The organism is Nocardia sp. NPDC004278 (assembly GCF_053602975.1).
Genome location: NZ_JBSGEQ010000013.1, coordinates 1 through 17,462 on the forward strand (window position 1 = coordinate 1; position 17,462 = coordinate 17,462).

The 17,462-nt window shown below is 64.7% G+C and carries 15 protein-coding genes and 2 pseudogenes; 12 read left to right on the forward strand and 5 right to left on the reverse strand.

Annotation, left to right across the window (positions count from 1 at the left end; genetic code table 11):
• Both ACWEO2_RS20775 and ACWEO2_RS20780 read left to right on the forward strand, forming a co-directional pair.
• On the forward strand, positions 1-1,201 hold a 1,201-nt coding region (locus ACWEO2_RS20775; RefSeq protein ID WP_452406808.1), incomplete at its 5' end, for an amino acid permease.
• A 34-nt stretch (positions 1,202-1,235) separates the two neighbouring features.
• A complete protein-coding gene (locus ACWEO2_RS20780) occupies positions 1,236-2,645 on the forward strand; it encodes an FAD-binding oxidoreductase (protein ID WP_452406809.1) in 1,410 nt (469 codons plus the stop codon).
• Positions 2,646-2,707: 62 nt separating this feature from the next.
• On the opposite strand, the gene mgrA is transcribed toward ACWEO2_RS20780, so the two are convergent.
• A complete protein-coding gene (gene mgrA / locus ACWEO2_RS20785; protein ID WP_452406810.1) occupies positions 2,708-3,751 on the reverse strand; it encodes an L-glyceraldehyde 3-phosphate reductase in 1,044 nt (347 codons plus the stop codon).
• A gap of 266 nt (positions 3,752-4,017) precedes the next feature.
• Here mgrA and ACWEO2_RS20790 point away from each other — a divergent pair, with 266 nt between their 5' ends.
• The 3 genes from ACWEO2_RS20790 (at position 4,018) to ACWEO2_RS20800 (ending at position 6,909) form a co-directional block, all read left to right on the forward strand.
• Entirely contained in the window at positions 4,018-5,508 is a 1,491-nt protein-coding gene (locus tag ACWEO2_RS20790; protein ID WP_452406811.1) for a glyceraldehyde-3-phosphate dehydrogenase, read from the forward strand.
• Between the two features lie 97 nt (positions 5,509-5,605).
• Positions 5,606-6,268 carry a hypothetical protein gene (locus ACWEO2_RS20795; protein ID WP_452406812.1) on the forward strand — a complete coding sequence of 221 codons (663 nt, stop codon included), beginning with the start codon at positions 5,606-5,608 and terminating at the stop codon, positions 6,266-6,268.
• Between the two features lie 317 nt (positions 6,269-6,585).
• On the forward strand, positions 6,586-6,909 hold the full coding sequence (locus tag ACWEO2_RS20800) for a putative quinol monooxygenase (protein WP_452406813.1): 324 nt from the start codon (positions 6,586-6,588) through the stop codon (positions 6,907-6,909).
• A 24-nt stretch (positions 6,910-6,933) separates the two neighbouring features.
• Here the strand turns inward: ACWEO2_RS20800 and ACWEO2_RS20805 are convergent, their stop codons facing one another.
• From ACWEO2_RS20805 to ACWEO2_RS20815, 3 genes and pseudogenes are all read right to left on the reverse strand, one after another.
• Entirely contained in the window at positions 6,934-7,200 is a 267-nt protein-coding gene (locus ACWEO2_RS20805) for a hypothetical protein (protein ID WP_355180771.1), read from the reverse strand.
• A gap of 189 nt (positions 7,201-7,389) precedes the next feature.
• Positions 7,390-7,698, reverse strand: a pseudogene (locus tag ACWEO2_RS20810) (Zn-ribbon domain-containing OB-fold protein); the annotation flags it as partial.
• 367 nt (positions 7,699-8,065) lie between these two features.
• Entirely contained in the window at positions 8,066-8,899 is an 834-nt protein-coding gene (locus tag ACWEO2_RS20815; RefSeq protein ID WP_452406814.1) for a hypothetical protein, read from the reverse strand.
• Positions 8,900-9,142: 243 nt separating this feature from the next.
• Between ACWEO2_RS20815 and ACWEO2_RS20820 the strand changes: the two genes are divergently transcribed.
• Positions 9,143-9,358: an FAD-dependent oxidoreductase gene (locus ACWEO2_RS20820; protein ID WP_452406815.1), complete on the forward strand. Its 216-nt coding sequence runs from the start codon at positions 9,143-9,145 to the stop codon at positions 9,356-9,358.
• Positions 9,359-9,425: 67 nt separating this feature from the next.
• On the opposite strand, the gene ACWEO2_RS20825 is transcribed toward ACWEO2_RS20820, so the two are convergent.
• Entirely contained in the window at positions 9,426-10,247 is an 822-nt protein-coding gene (locus ACWEO2_RS20825; protein WP_452406816.1) for an LLM class F420-dependent oxidoreductase, read from the reverse strand.
• A gap of 186 nt (positions 10,248-10,433) precedes the next feature.
• Between ACWEO2_RS20825 and ACWEO2_RS20830 the strand changes: the two genes are divergently transcribed.
• From ACWEO2_RS20830 to ACWEO2_RS20855, 6 genes and pseudogenes are all read left to right on the forward strand, one after another.
• A complete protein-coding gene (locus ACWEO2_RS20830; RefSeq protein ID WP_452406817.1) occupies positions 10,434-13,469 on the forward strand; it encodes an alpha-mannosidase in 3,036 nt (1,011 codons plus the stop codon).
• A gap of 1,016 nt (positions 13,470-14,485) precedes the next feature.
• Positions 14,486-15,376: an alpha/beta hydrolase gene (locus ACWEO2_RS20835; protein WP_452406818.1), complete on the forward strand. Its 891-nt coding sequence runs from the start codon at positions 14,486-14,488 to the stop codon at positions 15,374-15,376.
• 126 nt (positions 15,377-15,502) lie between these two features.
• Positions 15,503-15,703: pseudogene (locus ACWEO2_RS20840) on the forward strand (hypothetical protein); the annotation flags it as partial.
• Positions 15,703-16,227 carry an acyl-CoA dehydrogenase family protein gene (locus ACWEO2_RS20845; RefSeq protein ID WP_452406819.1) on the forward strand — a complete coding sequence of 175 codons (525 nt, stop codon included), beginning with the start codon at positions 15,703-15,705 and terminating at the stop codon, positions 16,225-16,227. The pseudogene ACWEO2_RS20840 and the gene ACWEO2_RS20845, both read left to right, overlap by 1 nt.
• A gap of 24 nt (positions 16,228-16,251) precedes the next feature.
• Positions 16,252-16,761, forward strand: a complete 510-nt coding sequence (locus ACWEO2_RS20850) for an NADPH-dependent FMN reductase (RefSeq protein ID WP_452406820.1) — start codon at positions 16,252-16,254, stop codon at positions 16,759-16,761.
• Positions 16,754-17,275, forward strand: coding sequence for a flavin reductase family protein (locus ACWEO2_RS20855; RefSeq protein WP_452406821.1), 522 nt, complete (start codon positions 16,754-16,756; stop codon positions 17,273-17,275). The genes ACWEO2_RS20850 and ACWEO2_RS20855 overlap by 8 nt, the downstream gene beginning before the upstream one ends.
• Positions 17,276-17,462: the final 187 nt, after the last annotated feature.

Sequence of the window (17,462 nt, forward strand, 5' to 3'; positions counted from 1 at the left end):
GTCCTCCGGATCGTTTGTTTCCTATGCGCGTGAGTTCTATGGCGAGAAGCTGGCTTTCGCGGTCGGGTGGATGTACTTCTTCCACTGGTGCATGAGCGGGATCGTGGATATCACCGCGATCGCGACCTATGTCCACTACTGGGGAACGTTTCACGTAGTTCCCCAGTGGTTCATCGCGTTCATCGCCTTGGCGGTCGTTGTCGCGATCAACCTGGTATCGGTGCGCTGGTTCGGTGAACTCGAGTTCTGGGCGGCATTGATCAAGGTGGTCGCGTTGGTCGCCTTCCTGATCATCGGAACTGTCTTCCTCACCGGCAGATTCACCATCCAAGGGCAGTCCACGGGGTTCGGCGTGCTCACCGACCACGGTGGCCTGTTCCCGACCGGGCTGCTGCCACTGGTCACCGTCACCACGGGCGTCGTATTCGCTTACTCCGCAGTGGAATTGGTCGGTACGGCGGCGGGTGAGGCGGAGAGTCCGGAAAAGATCATGCCGCGGGCCATCAATTCGGTCATCGCCCGCATCGCGCTGTTCTACGTCGGCTCGCTGGTGCTGCTCGGCCTGCTGCTGCCCTACACCGCTTTCAAGTCCGGTGAGAGCCCGTTCGTCACCTTCTTCTCGAAACTCGGTGTGGGGGGCGCTGACTCGGTCATGAACCTGGTGGTGTTGACGGCGGCTTTCTCCAGCCTGAACGCGGGCCTGTATTCGACCGGTCGGATCCTGCGCTCGATGTCGATGAACGGCAGTGCGCCCCAGGCGGCCGCGCGGATGTCGAGTGGTGGTGTGCCCTATGTCGGCATTCTCGCCACCGGTGCCATCGCGCTGATCGGCGTCGGATTGAACGCGGTGGTACCCGAGCATGCCTACGAGATCGTGCTCAATATGTCCGCGCTCGGCACCATCACCGCCTGGGCGGCGATCATCCTGTGCCAGTTGAAACTGTGGCATTGGTGGCGCAAGGGCCTGGCCGAGCGTCCGTCGTTCCGGTTGATCGGTGCGCCGTACACGAGTATCGCGACGCTGGTATTCCTCGCCGGGGTGGTCGCTTTGATGGCATCCAGCGACGACAGCGTGCAACGCGGCGCGGTGATCGCAGCGGGGGTGATCATGATTCCAGCCTTGGTCGGCGGATGGTTCCTGACCCGCGGCCGAGTACTCGCCATCATGAAAGAACGTGAGGTACGCCATGATTCCCGGTAGCGCTGCGCTCGTCACGGCTGACAGGATCCGACGGATGAGCCCCGGGGCGCGAGCACGTTTTGTAGTCGAATTGTCCGCTATCGTCGGAAAGGCTCACGTCTTCACCCATCCCGATATGACCGCTCGCTATGTCATCGACTGGACCGGCCGTTGGCACGGTGGCACCACAGCGGTGGTGCGTCCCGGCAGCACCGAAGAAGTAGTCCGGATCATGCGACTGTGCCGCGAGTTCGAAATAGGGGTTGTCGCCCAGGGCGGTAATACCGGACTGGTGGGTGGTTCTATCCCGATGCACGGCGAGATCGTCTTGAGCTCGGAACGTCTCGACTCGATCGAGGCAGTCGATCCGATCGCCCGCACCCTCGCGGCCGGGGCGGGCGCCACCGTCGCCGAGGCACATACCGCCGCACAGCGGGTGGGCCTGACTTTCGGTGTCGACCTCGCCTCCCGCGACTCGGCCACGCTGGGCGGAATCGTGGCAACGAATGCGGGCGGCGTCCGCGTGATCAAGTACGGCGACACCCGAGCCCAGTTGCTCGGCATCGAGGCCGTGATGTCGGACGGCAGTGTGCTCACCCGGTGGAAGAACTTCACCAAGGACAATGTGGGCTACCACCTGCCGGGGCTGCTCGCGGGATCGGAGGGCACGCTGGCGATCATTACCAAGGTCCTGATGAAGCTGCATGTGCCGCCGACACACACCGAGGTGGTGCTGGCCGGGGTCGAAACCGTCGAATCGGCACTGGCTTTGACGGATGCGTTCCGACGGGCCGGGCTCACCATCGAAGCGGCGGAGCTCATGACCGACGACGGGATGACGCTGGTCCTACAGCACCGAAAACTCCGCCACCCCCTCGGCGACAGCGCGCCGTACTATCTGCTCATCGAAGCATCCGGATCGCCGGATGTCGCCGCGGTGCTGCTCGAAACACTCGAGCAGGCAGGCGATCTCGTTGTGGATGCGACGCTCGGGCACGGCCAGCGGCTCTGGGAATTCCGGGAAAGCCATACCGAATCCGTCAACGCCGCCTCCGCGACGCCTCCGGTCAAACTGGATGTTGCGATGCCGGTCGCGGAGTTGGAGTCCTTCATAGATGTTCTCCGTCGTGAGATCGGCTCGGTATTTCCGTCGGTCCGGCTGATCGTGTTCGGCCATCTCGCCGACGGCAACGTGCATGTGAATCTGCTGGATGTGGATCCCGCAGCCGCCCAGCGGATTACCGAGTTCGTATTCGAGCTGGTCGTGGCCCACAACGGAAGTATCAGCGCGGAGCACGGAGTCGGCCGTTCGAAGGCCCCATGGATCCATCTCGGCAGATCCGCGGTTGATATCGACCTGATGAAAGCGATTCGGCACGGCGTGGATCCCGCGCTCATACTCAACCCTCATATCCTGCCAGCGAACCGGCCGGATGCGCCGTCGAGCGCCGCCGCTCGCTCATAGGCTCGACTCCGGCCGTCCACTCTGGGTTCGGCGACGCGAAAAGTGCCGTATTGCAAACCTGTTCAGAGGATGCCTTGGCGCGCAGACCGCCAGAGATCGACTTCGCCGTCGTTATCGAGGAGGGTATCGATGTCGGCGAGTTCGGCGGCGTCGAAATCGAGATTGTCCAGCGCTGCGACATTCTGATCGAGTTGGTCGGTGGTGGACGCGCCGATCACCAGCGAGGTCATGCGGTCGTCGCGCAGCGCCCAGGACAGGGCCAGTTGCGCCAGCGTTTGTCCGCGCTGATCCGCGATCGCGTTCAACTTGCGCAGCCGCGCGATCATATCGGGGGTGAGCAATTCGGTCTGGAACGACTTGCCCTGTGTGGCACGCGATTTCGCGGGAACGCCATCGAGGTACTTCGAGGTGAGCAGGCCCTGTGCGAGTGCGGTGAACCCGATGACGCCGAACCCTGCTGCCGCGGCGGCGTCGAGCAGCCCTTCGGTCTCGATCCAGCGGTTGAGCATGGAGTAGGACGGCTGGTGGATCAGTAGCGGTGTGCCGAGCTCACGCAAGATCGTTGCCATCGCGGCGGAATCCTTCGCGTCGTACGACGAAATTCCCACGTATAGCGCTTTCCCTTGGCGGACAGCGGTATTCAGTGCCGCCGCGGTTTCCTCGAGCGGGGTCGTCGGGTCGAATCGGTGCGAGTAGAAGATATCGACGTAGTCGAGCCCGAGTCGGGTCAGTGACTGATCGAGGGAGGCGAGCAGGTATTTGCGCGACCCGCCACCCTGCCCGTATGGCCCGGGCCACATGTCCCATCCCGCTTTGGTGGAGATGACGAGTTCGTCGCGATACCGCGCGAGATCCTCGCTCAGGATTCGTCCGGCGTTGATCTCGGCCGACCCATACGGAGGGCCGTAGTTGTTGGCCAGGTCGAAATGGGTGATGCCGAGGTCGAAGGCGTGCAGGGCGATCTCACGCTGGCGGAGGTAGGGACGATCGTCGCCGAAGTTGTGCCAGAAGCCGAGGGAGAGCAGGGGCAGATCCAGGCCGGACCTGCCTGAGCGGCGGTAGCGCATTGCGCCGTCGTACCTGGTGGGCTCGGGAATGTATGTCATTCGGATCTCCTCGTCACCTGTGTCGACCGTCCATAGTGCCTGATGATCGGCGTCGACTCGGGACAGCGATCGAATCACCGCTGTCGCGGTGGTACTCGCGGTAGCCGCGACTGCAGTTCTGAGCCGCGGCGTCCCGTAGCTGTCGTACTGCTCGGATTGCTGTGGGCAGGAGCCGAATCTCACCGGTGGGGATCCGGCCTCGGTGATATCGCGGCCCTCATTAGCATGGACGCGGCGAATAGATCGAGGAAATCCGAGGACCTGTGTTGACTACCGAACAACTTGACCGCTGGAACGCTCAGGAAGCCGCCGCGGAGGCGATGATTCCCATTATCGGCAGGTTGTATCGGGCGAAGGGCGTGACGATCCTGCTGCACAGTCGGCCGCTGGTGAACAAGTCGGTGATCAGCATCCTGCGGACGCACCGCTTCGCGCGGCAGATCGAGGGCGAAGAGCTGTCGGTGGACGAGACCCTGCCCTTTCTGCAGGTGCTCGGGGGGCTGGATCTGGGGCCCTGCAAGATCGATCTCGGTCAGTTGGTGATGGCCTATCGCGCCGACGGTCGCGGACTGTCGATCAGCGAGTTCACCGCAGCCGTCCTGGCCGAGGTGACCGATGGCAACAAGGCTCGGTCACGGGGCCCGCGGGATGTTGTCCTCTATGGCTTCGGCCGCATCGGTCGTCTGGTCACTCGCCTGCTCATCGAGAAGGCCGGATCCGGCAATGGGCTGAACCTGCGTGCCGTTGTGGTGCGCAAAGGCGGCGAGGACGATCTGACCAAGCGTGCGTCGCTGCTGCGCAGGGATTCGGTGCACGGCCATTTCAACGGCACGATCAAGGTCGATACCGACAATGACACGATCACCGCGAACGGGAACGTGATCAAGTTCATCTACAGCAATGATCCGACGGCGATCGACTACACCGAGTACGGGATCGAAGATGCGATCCTGATCGACAACACCGGTAAGTGGCGTGATCGTGACGGCCTGTCGCAGCATCTGCGTCCCGGCATTGCGAAGGTCGTGCTCACCGCCCCCGGTAAGGGCGACGTTCCGAATATCGTGCACGGCGTCAACCACCGCAGCCTGGACCTGTCGCAGCAGATCTTCTCGTGCGCCTCGTGCACGACCAACGCGATCGTGCCACCGCTCAAGGCCATGGACGACGAATACGGCATCATCCGCGGTCACGTGGAAACGGTGCACTCGTTCACCAACGACCAGAACCTGCTGGACAACTATCACAAGGCGGACCGTCGCGGCCGGTCCGCGCCGTTCAATCTCGTGCTCACCGAAACCGGTGCCGCGTCCGCGGTCGCGAAGGCGATGCCGGACTTCAAGGCCAAGATCACCGGCAACTCGATTCGGGTCCCCACCCCCGACGTATCGGTGGCGATTCTGAATCTGCAGCTCGAGCGGGAGACGACGAAGGCCGATGTGCTCGCGTACCTGCGTCAGGTTTCGCTCGCCGGGCCGTTGAGCCGAAACCTCGATTACACCGCCGCCACCGACGTGGTTTCCAGCGATTTCATCGGATCGCGCGCAGCCTCGATCATCGATGCCAATGCCACGATCGTCGAGGGCGACACCGCGATTCTGTATGTCTGGTACGACAACGAATTCGGCTATTCGTGCCAGGTGGTGCGGACGGTGCAGTACATCTCGGGCATCGAGTATCCGACCTACCCGCAGGTCGGCGCACAGCTGGACCGCGCCGCCGACGCTCGCGTGCTGACGGCGACCGACGCGCGGTAGCTCGCGCGGCCGAGATCGACGGCTGCGGCACGCCGAAAATCCCCGGTGGGATGCACGCTGATCCAGTTGTGTCGGTGGGTGCCGCTAGTCTGCTGACATGGTCGGACCGGATTCGGCGGTGCGCCGACTGACGCGCGATGCGGGAAAGCTGCTGCAGCCGTACGGCTTTCACGGCTCAGAGGCTACGTGGGTGCGAGTCGTGGCGGGTGGTGTGGCATCGGTCGGCCGCACCCGGACTCTGCGTACCTGGACCGATGGGCAGCAGGTACTCAGATTCGGACTGAGCCTGAGTGCGACACCCACCGCCTGGTGGGAATTCCGTAACTGGCGCAATGCGCAGCTGGGGCTCTCGGTCATGCCGCTCGAGCAGGCGACCGGCCCCGGGCTGATCAACGACCACGGCATGCCCGAGGAGCTGACCGAGCTGTGGTCGCTGCACCTCGACCCGACACAACCGGGTCGGGTGTTGCAGGCAGACGTCGATGCCATCCGCGCCGAGTTGCCCCGACGCGTGCACGCCTATGCGCGTCGGGCGCTGCGGCTGCTGGAGCCGGACCGCTATCTCGACGAACTGCTGGCTGCCCCGGACCGGCAGACCGCGACCTGGGAAGCGATCGTCGTCCTGCTCGCCGACCGCGGACCAGGACCGCAACTCGACGATGCGTTGATCCAGCTCCGGACGTGCCTTGCGGGGCGGGGCGAGTCGGCTTATGCAGAGGACGTCGTCGCCTACGCACGCGGTCGCGCTGCCCTGGTCTGAGCAGCTACCGGGGCGTGGAGACCTTGCTTCTTTCCCACACGACATATTCGATGCTTGCGTGATCGACCCGCTGAAAGTCACCCGGTCGGCTCTACATGGCGCCGCATCCATCGTGGCACTGCTGCTCGATCGTGGCAGAGATCATCGTGGACCCAGGCTCGATCCGCTCCGGTTTCGGTGCTCGGGGCGAGGGCCTCGCGTTCGGCCCTCCGGCACCTACTGACTGTCCGACAATGGGATATTGGCAACGATCAGCGCCCGACAACAGCGGGAGTCGGGCCGTGTCGCGTAGCCCGACCTACCTCAGGAGGCAGGCAATGATCTTCATCGTCGTGAAATTCAAGACCAAGCCCGAATGGACCGACCGCTGGCTCGACCTCGTCGCACCGTTCACCGCGGCGACCCGTGCCGAGGAGGGCAACCTCTGGTTCGACTGGTCGCGCAGTGTCGACGACCTCACCGAATTCGTTCTCGTAGAAGCCTTTCGAGACCAGGCCGCGGGCGCGGCCCATGTCGGCAGTCCCCACTTCGAGACCGCGATGAAGGAATTGCCGCAGGCGCTCGCGTCGACTCCCCAGATCATCAGCCAGACCATCGACGCCACCGGCTGGTCCGAAATGGGGGAGATGACCGTCGAATAGCCGTTGCTCGGGTGGCCTACTCGATCAGGCGCAACGCGTGGGGACCGCGGTAGGGCTCATCTGCCATGCCTGTGCCAGGGCATCCCGCAAATCATGCTTCAGCCCGCGCACCTCGACGCTGTCGGTCGGTCGTGGGTGCAGCGCCTCGTCCGCCATGTGCAGAAACCGCTGACGGGTCACACCAAAGGTCACGAGCAGTTCGGCGGCCGTTGCGCCGCCGAACGGCGCCCATCGGATCGCGAAGCTGATCAGGGACTGCGCGGTCGTGTCGAGGGCCTGCGCGCCCGCCATCCGTTCACACTGGCGAAGCGATGTCCGCACCCACTGCGCGTCGCAGCGACGCTCGACTGCGCGACGATGCGCGTTCGAAGCGCTTGCGCGCCGGGTCGTGGAACGATCGCCACCATCCGAATCGGGCGCCGCGGGGCAGACAGCGAACACCGGAAAGCGATCCACCCGTGGACGCGGCTCGAATCGGACCCGGACCGGCGGATCCGAAACGGGTGCGACATCACCTTCGATCGTCGCGTACACCCACGGACCCTCGTCGAGTTCCACGATGGCGATCGTCAATGGCTCCACCTGGGCCTGCGGATGGCTCACACGACGGTGTACGAGCCGCGATGACACGATCGAACCGAGACCGGACGAAGGCGACCACTCGAGATCCCAGGACCGACACGACGAACATTCGGCGGTCAGCGGCGCGAACAACTTGTCACAGCGCCCACAACGTCGAATCATCATGACGGTTGCGTTCCCGGTGGGGTCGTATTTGTGCTCGGACATGGAAGACCTCGGTCTGATAGCGATGCATGCTGTCCTCACCGAGCGTCTCCCGCTCAACGCCCGACCGCGACCGTAGAACTACCGATAGACATACCCATTTCTGCCGAGCGCCGCCACGTAGAGACCGCTGCGACTGCCGTCGCGTGCCCAGGTCGAGTGCTATTGCGCTCGATGTGAACGCGAGGTCCAGGCGGCGATCTGCGCCCGGGACGAATAGCCGAGTTTGCAGAGGGACCAGCGCAAGGATTCTGTACAGCACGATCCGGCCGCGCCAGACGCTCGGCGACCGAGCACCCAGCACGGCCTACACCAACCCGGACCAGCGTCAAGCGGCTCGATAACCGGCATTTGGGCTCACTTGCTGTAGCTATAGCCAGAAGCTGCCCAACATCGATTGGACGCTGGGGCTAGGCGTTGGCTCGGCGGAGGCGTTCGGCTGCCTGTGCGCGGATGGCGTCACAGCACACCGGGGTATTGCCGTGCACCGCCTCCCAGCGGGCGTTGTGCGCCGCCGGCCACAGGCTGGCCGCCCACGCGATCTCCTGCTCCTCCGCGGTGAACCGAAGTCGGCGTGGCCCAGCACGCACGGCAGGTCGGCGGCCAGCAGCCGCTTGCGCACCCGGTCGGCCGTGTCGACGACGCACGCGGGCACGGCGCCTTGGTCTCGGTCGTCCAGCTCATTGATCCTCGGCCACACTCCTGAATCCGTGTGGTCCCAACGCACCCAGCGCGGATTCGGCAGCGGCGGCGCGACGGTCACATCGTCCAGTGCGGCCATCAGCCGGGCGAACACCGCCGCGTAACGCACGGCGACGTCCGGTGAGTCGCCGGGCAGCAGTTCACCGCCGGGCCGGTACTCCTCGGCGTGTACGGCCAGAGCACCGACGCTGACCGCAGGTGTGAGCGGTCGGGCGCACGGACACCCCTGCTCCGCCAACCGGGCCTGCGCGGTGACACACGATGCGACGCGGCCGCCATCCTCCCGCGCTTTCACCACGACATCGCGCCCACCGGCCAGCCGCAGCCCGAAAACCGCCGACATGCGCCGCAGCTCGAACAGCACGCTGATCGGCTCGTCCCCCAACTGGTCCACACACCAGTCCGGCAACCAGTCCGGCAGACCATTCAACGGCACGGTGAGAACTGTGTCATAGGTATCGAATACAGCGGAAGCGGTCTCGAAGGGGCTCTTCCAAGCCACCTCGTCCAGAGCAGGACGTCTCGGTTGAGCACCAGCTCAGGTGGCTCGAGCGCCGACTGCTCGACCTGCGGCAAGCGAGTTGGTCCTGATGTGCGGTGCACCAACCTTCGCCTGATGTGATCGCTCGAAGCTGAGGCCATCCCGATAAGCGAGCACCGCCATCACGAGCCGGGGCAGGCCGCCTGATGGACGGCGTCGGCTACTTCGGACCGCAGGTCCGCAACCCCATCGCCTACATCGAACGTGACTGGGCCGCAGAGGAATTCACCCGCAGCTGTTACGGCGCGTTCACCGCACCGAGCACCCGGTCCGGCCCTGCGCACACCCGTCGGCCCGCTGCATTGGGCAGGCGCCGAAACCGCTATCCGGTGGGCCGGATACATGGACGGAGCCGCCGAATCCGGCCACCGCGTCGCCCGCGAAATTGCCCCAGCCCTCGTTCGTAGCGGTACTCGGTAGCCAGCTACGACTCCAGCGGCCGGCGGCGAGATCCGAACGATTTCGAGCCACCGGCACGCGGAGATTTTCAGGTCAGGTAGCGGTCGGCGGCTTTCGCGATTTCGTCGAGGGCGTGCAGTGTCTCCGATTCTGGGAGGGTCGGCACGCTGAGGATCAATCGTTGCACCCCGGCCTCGGCGTAGCTGTCGAGTAGGGCCGGATCGGCTGCGGCGAATGCGACTGTGATCGGCAGGTCGTGTCCGTCGAGCAGGGCCAGTTGGGCCGGTATCGCGGCGGGATCGGCCACTGCGGTGGGGATCCAGCCGACACCGTGGCAGATCGCGCGTTCGGCCGCCGACTCGCCGCCGCCGATCAAGATCGGCGGGTGCGGTTGCTGTACGGGTTTCGGCCATGCGTACATCGGGTCGAAATCGATGAAGCGGCCGTGGTATTCGGCGAGGTCCTCGGTCCAGATCTTGCGGATGGCGACGAGTTGCTCGTCGAGTAGCGCGCCGCGGGTGCGGGGGTCGGTGCCGTGATCGGCCATCTCCTCGCGATTCCAGCCGATGCCGACGCCGAATACGAAGCGTCCGTGTGAGATTCGGTCGAGCGTGGCGACTTGTTTGGCGGTGTGGATGACGTCGCGTTGGATCAGCAGGGTGACCCCGGTGCCGAGGAGCAACCGCTCGGTGACGGCCGCAACGGCGCCGAGGGTGACGAACGGATCCAGCGCGCGGTAGTACTCCCGTGGCAGCTCACCTCCGCCCGGGGCGGGGGATTTCCGACTCGCGGGGATATGCGAATGTTCGGGCAGGAACAGCGATTCGAAACCCCGATCCTCCAGTGCCACACCGAGTTTCGGACCGCTGATGCCCTCGTCGGTAACGAAGGTGGTGATGCCTATCTTCATGAACAGTATGCTGAAACCTTCACATGTATGTGATGGTCAAGGCGCGTGTGAGTGGGAGCACAGCCGTTGGTGTCGCGGCCGAGTCGGTGCAGCGCAATATGGCCGATGTGCCCGAGATATAGCCGCACTGTCGGAGAATGGTTGCGGTTCGTTGATCACGCCCCCGGTCCGATGGGAGCCAGCGTTATGCACGATGACCGTCGGTTGGTCGAGAATCGCCTCGGCCGGGTTCTCGCGGAGCGGATCACTCCGGCGATCTATCCGGAGTCGGTGCCGCTGAAAGCGTCCATCTGGGTTGCACCGGATGAGCCGGTGCCGGTCGCCGAGGGCTTGGCCGCGCCCCGGACGCCGATCGGATCCGGTGCCAGATGGGGCGCACCGTGGGGGACCAGTTGGCTCACGGTCGAGGCGACGGTGCCTGCCGCGTGGGCGGGTAAGACCGTCGAGGCGATCATCGATCTCGGTTTCGACCAGAACATGACGGGTTTCCAGTGCGAGGGCCTGGTCTATCGGTCGGATGGATCGCCGGTCAAGGGTTTGCATCCGCGTAACCAGTGGGTGCGGGTTGCGTCTGCGGCGGTCGGCGGCGAGCACGTGGTGTTGCACGTCGAGGCGGCTTCGAACCCGATCATTCCCTTCTCGCCTACCATGCTCGGCGACAAATCCACCGCCGGTGACGAGCCGCAGTATCGGCTGGGTCGGCTGGACCTGGCGGTCTTCGACGAAGAGGTCTGGTTGCTGGTCCAGGATCTGGAGGTACTCGGCGAGCTGATGCACGAGATGCCCGAGGATCCCGCCCGCCGCTATGACATCGTGCGGGCGATCGAGCGCGCGCTCGATGCCGTCGATCTGCAGCACGTGAACTCCACGGCTGCGGCGGCGCGCGCATATTTGGTCGACGTGCTGGCCGCGCCAGCGGTGGCGTCCGCGCACAAGATATCCGCGGTCGGGCATGCGCACATCGACACGGCATGGCTGTGGCCGCTGCGCGAGACGGTGCGCAAGGTGGCGCGCACCACCGCGAATATGACCGCGCTGCTGGCCGAGGAGCCCGAGTTCATCTTTGCGATGTCCCAAGCCGCGCAATACGACTTCATCAAGCGGCATCGCCCCGAGGTGTATGCGAAGGTCAAGAGCGCGGTATCGGAGGGACGGTTCGTGCCGACCGGCGGCATGTGGGTCGAGTCGGATACGAATATGCCGGGCTCCGAAGCGATGGCACGGCAGTTCGTGCACGGCAAGCGGTTCTTCCTGGCGGAGTTCGGTGTCGAGAGCGAGGAGGTATGGCTGCCCGATACGTTCGGATTCGCCGCCGGGCTGCCGCAGATCATCCGGGCCGCCGGGTGCAAATGGCTACTGACACAGAAGATCTCGTGGAGTCAGATCAACCAGTTTCCGCACCACACCTTCCTGTGGGAGGGCATCGACGGAAGCCGGATCTTTACCCATTTTCCGCCGGTCGACACCTACAACTGCTCGATGCAGGGCCGCGAGATCGCGCACGCCGCAAGAAATTTCAAGGACAAGGGCCGCGCGTCCATGTCACTGGCACCCACCGGCTGGGGCGACGGTGGTGGCGGGCCGACGCGGGAGATGGTCGCCAAGGCCGCCAGGATGCGGAACCTGGAGGGCTCGCCGAAGGTGTTGTGGGACAAGCCCGCCGACTTCTTCGCCAAGGCCGAGGCCGAATATCAGAACCCGCCGGTGTGGGTGGGGGAGTTGTACCTGGAACTACACCGCGGCACGCTGACCAGTCAGGCCAGGACCAAGCAGGGGAACCGGCGCAGTGAGCACCTGCTGCAGGAAGCCGAGCTATGGGCCGCGACGGCGGCGGTGCGGAAGAACCGCGAATACCCCTATGCGGCACTGGACCGGATCTGGAAGACGGTGCTGCTGAACCAGTTTCACGACATCCTGCCGGGTTCGTCTATCGCATGGGTGCACCGAGAGGCGGAGCAGACCTACGCGGCGGTGGTCGCGGAGCTGACGACGGTCATCGAACGGGCCCAATGGGTGCTCGGCGGTGAGCGGACCGGACCGAATATCTTCAACCCGGCGCCGCACACCTGGCAATCGGTCCCGGCCGGTGGGGCGGCCGCAATGGCGGCGGGGCACCCGTGCTCGGTGGCCGAGCGAGTGGGCGGCGGGTTCGTCCTCGACAACAGGCTGTTGCGGGTCGAAGTAGATGACCGCGGCCTTGTCGTGTCGGTATTCGACCTGGAGGCGCGGCGCGAGACGCTTGCGCCGGGTTCGGTCGCGAACCTGCTACAGCTGCACCCGGACTTCCCGAACGCGTGGGATGCGTGGGATGTCGATCTCTTCTATCGAAACCAGGTCACCGACCTCACCGAAGCGGATTTCGTTGCGGTGGACACGGATTCGTCAGCCGCAGCGGTGGTACGGGTGGGGCGCTCGTTCGGGTCCTCCAAGGTGGAGCAGACCTTGGCACTGCGGCCGGGCGTGCGCGGCCTCGACATCGACACCAGCGTCGAATGGTGGGAGACGGAGAAGTTCCTGAAACTGGCCTTTCCCCTGGACATTCACGCCGACCGCTATGCCTGCGAAACTCAGTTCGGGCATATGTTCCGGCCCACCCATACCAACACCAGCTGGGAGTACGCGAAGTTCGAGGCATGTAACCACCGGTTCGTCCACTTCGCCGAGCCGGGTTGGGGTGTGGCGCTCGTCAACGACTCCACCTACGGACACGACGTCACCCGCACTGTCCGAGCCGATGGCGGGACGACGACAACACTGCGGGTTTCGCTCTTGCGGGCACCGCGCTTTCCCGATCCGGAGACCGACCACGGTGCACACCACTTCCGGCACTCGCTGATCCCGGGCGCATCGATCGGGGACGCGGTACGCGAGGGCTACCGCATCAACCTCATGCCGTTGCGGCCGGGCGTTGCCGCGGCCGTCGAACCGCTGTTCAGCATCGACAATGCCGCCGTGGTGACCAGTGCTGTCAAACTCGCCGACGACGGAAGCGGCGATGTAGTGCTACGGGTCTATGAGGCGCACGGTGGTCGTGCCTCGGCGCTGGTGGCCATCGGCTTCGGATTCACCGAGTTCCAGGTCTGCGATCTGCTGGAGCGGCCGCTGCCGGGGGACACCCCCGCGAGCCGGGAGGGCGCGGGAGTTCGCTTGCGGCTGCGGCCATTTCAGCTCGTCACGCTGAGGTTTACCCGTGCCCAGGATCGGACCTCGTCGGAGATCTGAGATGCAGCGGCAGGCATCAGTCAGATTTGTTCATAGCCAGAGCCGCTGACAAGGCAGGGGCTGTAGCGCTTCGCGCATATCGTGATCGATTTGAATTGTCGCCAATCTCAGTGCATACATTGCTTTTGCGAAAGTGTGCGCTGCAATGGAGTTGGCCCAGTAATGCATCGGTGGCCAACCCGGAAATCGGACCGTGACATGGCATGACATGGCATTACCTTGATTGTCCGGCGCAATCGACTCAGGACTTCCCTGCACTGCCATTGTCTCAGCGACCGAGCCGGAGCATCTGCTCGAGCCGGCGATATTCGCCTATTCGCGCTTCGGGATGCGGTTTGGACCGCGCAATCGCGCTGGTCATCGCGGTTCTCCAGTCGGCCCCGCCTACGGGCCACTTGGCTTCGAAATCGGGCGTAGGGGCCAAGTACATCGTTTTCGACGATGGTGCAGCTAGGAGCAAGAAGTCCAAAGATCGACCCAGTTAGCGTGGATATCTTTGTACCTTCCTCCAATTTGACGCACGAACCTTCCTGTTCGCCGATTGCTCCGACCCCGGTACGACCGTGGATCCGCGGATAGTCGAAGAATGGAATAGATGTACTCGCGGGCGCGATGAATCTCGGTATCGCGCAGCCTGGTTCGTTGCAATTCAAGTTGATTCTTGAACCTCTGCTCGATCACGCCATCGTACCGGTTACCAACCGGCGGCCTATTCGGAATTCACCGCGAGCGGGCGGCAGGGATGGCTGGTCCCCGATCGCATCCGGCCGGTGTCCATGCCGCACGACCCGTTGCTCGATGCGTCCTGGATCCGACTGCCGTGACCCACCGGCGGCGACCATGACTGCTGAGGCGTGGTCGCGATGTCGGAGGACGGCGCCTCGGGCACCCTGTGTCCACGGCCGAACTCGATTGCGGCCCAGTGGCTGTCGAGTTGTGGTCGAAGACGAACCTTCGACATTCGATCACCCAGGCCGTACGTTGGGTGCAAAGACGGTGCAATGGGAGGAATCGCGATGCGTGTCGATGTCGAATTCACCAGTGGCGCAGTGACATTGCGGGGGTGGCTGTACCGGCCCGAGCGGACGTCGGGTCTCGCGCCGCTGGTGGTGATGACGCACGGCTTCGCGGGCGTGAAGGAGTGGGTTGCGCCGTTCGCCGAGGTATTCACCGCTGCCGGTTTGGCCTGTCTCGTCTACGACCACCCTGGATTCGGGACCTCCGATGGCGAACCGCGTTACGAGGTCGACCCCACCGCGCAGATCGAGGGTTACCGCGATGCGATCACCTTCGCACAGACGTTGGACGGTATCGATCCGGAGCGGATCGGCATCTGGGGAACCAGTTTCGCGGGCGGCCATGTTCTGGTCGTCGCGGCGACCGACCGGCGGGTCCGCGCCGTGGTATCGCAGGTGCCACTTTCGAACGGCTGGGCCAACTTTCGCAGTTTAGTGCCCACCATCATGCTGCCCGCAGTGCACGGGGCCATTGCCGCCGACCGCCTGGCTCGCGCTGCCGGGAAACCGTACGAGACGATCAAGGCGGCCTCCGATGATCCGACCGAACTCGTCGCCATGCCCGGTATCGAGGTCTACCACTGGTTGATGGCCAATGGCCCGCAGGTCCCCACCTGGCGCAACGAGGTCACCCTGTCGAGTGTCGACAAGTTCCAGTCCTATGCCCCGGAGGCGTTCCTGCGCCGCGTATCTCCGACGCCCCTACTGATGGTGATCGCCGATCAGGACACCCTGACACCCACCGATATCGCCCTGCAGAGCTATGCCGAGGCGCTGGAACCCAAACAGCTGGCGCTGATCCCCGGCACGCACTTCGCCGTGTACGAGGAGCAGTTCGACCGAGCATCCGGCGTCGCCCGCGACTTCCTGCTCGCCAACCTGAGTCGATAGCGTGTTCGTGGCAGGTGGCGGTCGGGGTGATCGCTACCCCCATCCGATCGCGCAGATTCAAACCCTCCTGTCGGTCGGCTTGCGGTGCTGGAGTGGAAGGAGCGCGCGCCGACACCGAATGGAGCAATCATGACCACAGAGCAGATCGCCGATCGGATCCGGTTCGCGTACCTGGTGCAACCCGTCGTGGCCTACCGGGAACTCGGTGCGAACCTGACGCTTGCCGGGTTCCTGCCCCTCCAGGAGGAGGTCGAGTACTTCGGTGCGAAGGTGCTGCCGCTGGTCCGGGAACTGGGTGCGCGCAGGCCCGCCGGGGTCGGGCACTGATGACCGCGATCGCCGCCGACCGCATCGAATCCGCGGCACAGGCGTATTCTGTTGTTGCGCAGTTGGCTTCGGAGTTCGCAGCCGGAGCCGCGGCACGTGATCTCGGGCGAGAGTTGCCATTCGCCGAGGTGGATCGACTCGCGGCGGGTGGGTTGCTCGCGATCACGGCGCCCGCGGCATTCGGGGGAGCGGATCTCCCGCCGAGCGTGGTGGCCGAGGTGGTGCGCGTGCTGGCGGCCGCCGACCCGAATATCGCGCAGATTCCGCACAGCCACTCATTCGTCGCCCCAGCATCGCTGGCCCTCACCACCGCCAAAATACTCGCCGATCGCGCGGCCAACGAAGTTTCGGCCGCGCTGTTCGAGGTGGGCGGAACACGCAGTGCCGCTGCGGATCTGAACCTGCACCAGTACTGGCGCAATGTCCGCATGCACACCCTGCACGATCCGGTGTGGTGGAAGTATCAGCACATCGGCAGGGCATTGCTGCACGACATCGCGCCGCCGCCGCACGGCGTGATCTGAGCTGAGCGAGAAGAGGATACGGAAGTGACAGTTACCGTCGTCGTCGGCAATCCGAAGCCCGCCTCCCGTACGCTGACCGCGGCAACGCTGGTCGCCGAGGGTTTGCGCTCGGACGTGGCACCGGAGGTGATCGATCTGGTCTCCTTCGGCGCTGGCCTGCTGTCCTGGGGTGACCCGGATGTCGCCGCTGCTGTGCGCACGGTGGCCGGTTCAGAGCTGGTGGTCTTCGCCAGTCCGACCTTCAAGGCCACCTACACCGGTCTGCTGAAGCTGTTCCTCGAACAGTTCGAAGGCGGTACCGGCCTGGCCGATGTCGTGGCGGTGCCGCTCATGCTCGGCGCGGGCCCGACGCATGCACTCGCGCCGGACCTGCTGCTGAAGCCGGTGTTGGTCGAGCTCGGTGCGACGGCCGCATTGCCCGGTCTCTATCTATCGGACCGCACATTTCAGGAAGACGGCGCCATAGAGCGCTATACCACCCGCTGGCGGCCCGTCGCCGCGGCACTGAGTTCGAAGGCGGCCGACCATGTATGAGCTATTCGAGTTTCCGTCCGATGGCGCCGGACTGCGTCGCGTATTCGCCAGCTTTCCCAGCGGGGTGGTCGCGGTATGCGCCGAAATCGAGGGCACACCACACGGTTTGGCGGTGAGTACCTTCGTTCCGGTCTCGCTGGATCCGCCACTGGTGTCATTCTGCGTGCAGAACAGTTCGGCGACCTGGCCGAAGCTGGATACCGCCACGCACCTCGGTCTGAGTCTGCTCGGCACCGATCAGGAGGATGCGGCTCGGGCACTGAGCAACCGCAACGGCAATCGCTTCCATAATGTGGATGTGCAGCGCGGCGCGGCCGGCGCGATCTTCATCGAGGGTGCGACGGCGTGGATCGAAGGCGCGGTCGAAGCCCGCATCCCCGCGGGCGACCACACGGTGGTCATTCTGCGGATCAACCGCCTCGCGGCCCGCGCCGACGCCGAGCCGCTGATCTTCCACGGCAGTAAATTCCGCAGCCTGCACCCACATCGCGAGATCACCGAGATCGCCAGCTGAGGGTCGGGGTCGGACGGGTCCGGTCGCGGCACTTCCCCAACCACCCGAGGCGTTTTCGATGCATCGGTGTTGCCCCTTCGAATTCTGTTCATGGGTGCTGAACGCAACCGTGTCCGGACTGGTTGTCGCGCGCAGCCACCACTGGCGCCGATCATTGGCATCATGACGCTGCCCACCGCCTGCTGGC

Coding starts and splice junctions, on each gene's coding strand:
- ACWEO2_RS20825 (WP_452406816.1), bottom strand. CDS start 10,247: ATGAAGATAGGCATCACCACCTTCGTTACCGACGAGGGCATCAGCGGT.
- mgrA (WP_452406810.1), bottom strand. CDS start 3,751: ATGACATACATTCCCGAGCCCACCAGGTACGACGGCGCAATGCGCTAC.
- ACWEO2_RS20835 (WP_452406818.1), top strand. CDS start 14,486: ATGCGTGTCGATGTCGAATTCACCAGTGGCGCAGTGACATTGCGGGGG.
- ACWEO2_RS20780 (WP_452406809.1), top strand. CDS start 1,236: ATGAGCCCCGGGGCGCGAGCACGTTTTGTAGTCGAATTGTCCGCTATC.
- ACWEO2_RS20855 (WP_452406821.1), top strand. CDS start 16,754: ATGTATGAGCTATTCGAGTTTCCGTCCGATGGCGCCGGACTGCGTCGC.
- ACWEO2_RS20830 (WP_452406817.1), top strand. CDS start 10,434: ATGCACGATGACCGTCGGTTGGTCGAGAATCGCCTCGGCCGGGTTCTC.
- ACWEO2_RS20805 (WP_355180771.1), bottom strand. CDS start 7,200: ATGGCGGGCGCGCAGGCCCTCGACACGACCGCGCAGTCCCTGATCAGC.
- ACWEO2_RS20845 (WP_452406819.1), top strand. CDS start 15,703: ATGACCGCGATCGCCGCCGACCGCATCGAATCCGCGGCACAGGCGTAT.
- ACWEO2_RS20800 (WP_452406813.1), top strand. CDS start 6,586: ATGATCTTCATCGTCGTGAAATTCAAGACCAAGCCCGAATGGACCGAC.
- ACWEO2_RS20795 (WP_452406812.1), top strand. CDS start 5,606: ATGGTCGGACCGGATTCGGCGGTGCGCCGACTGACGCGCGATGCGGGA.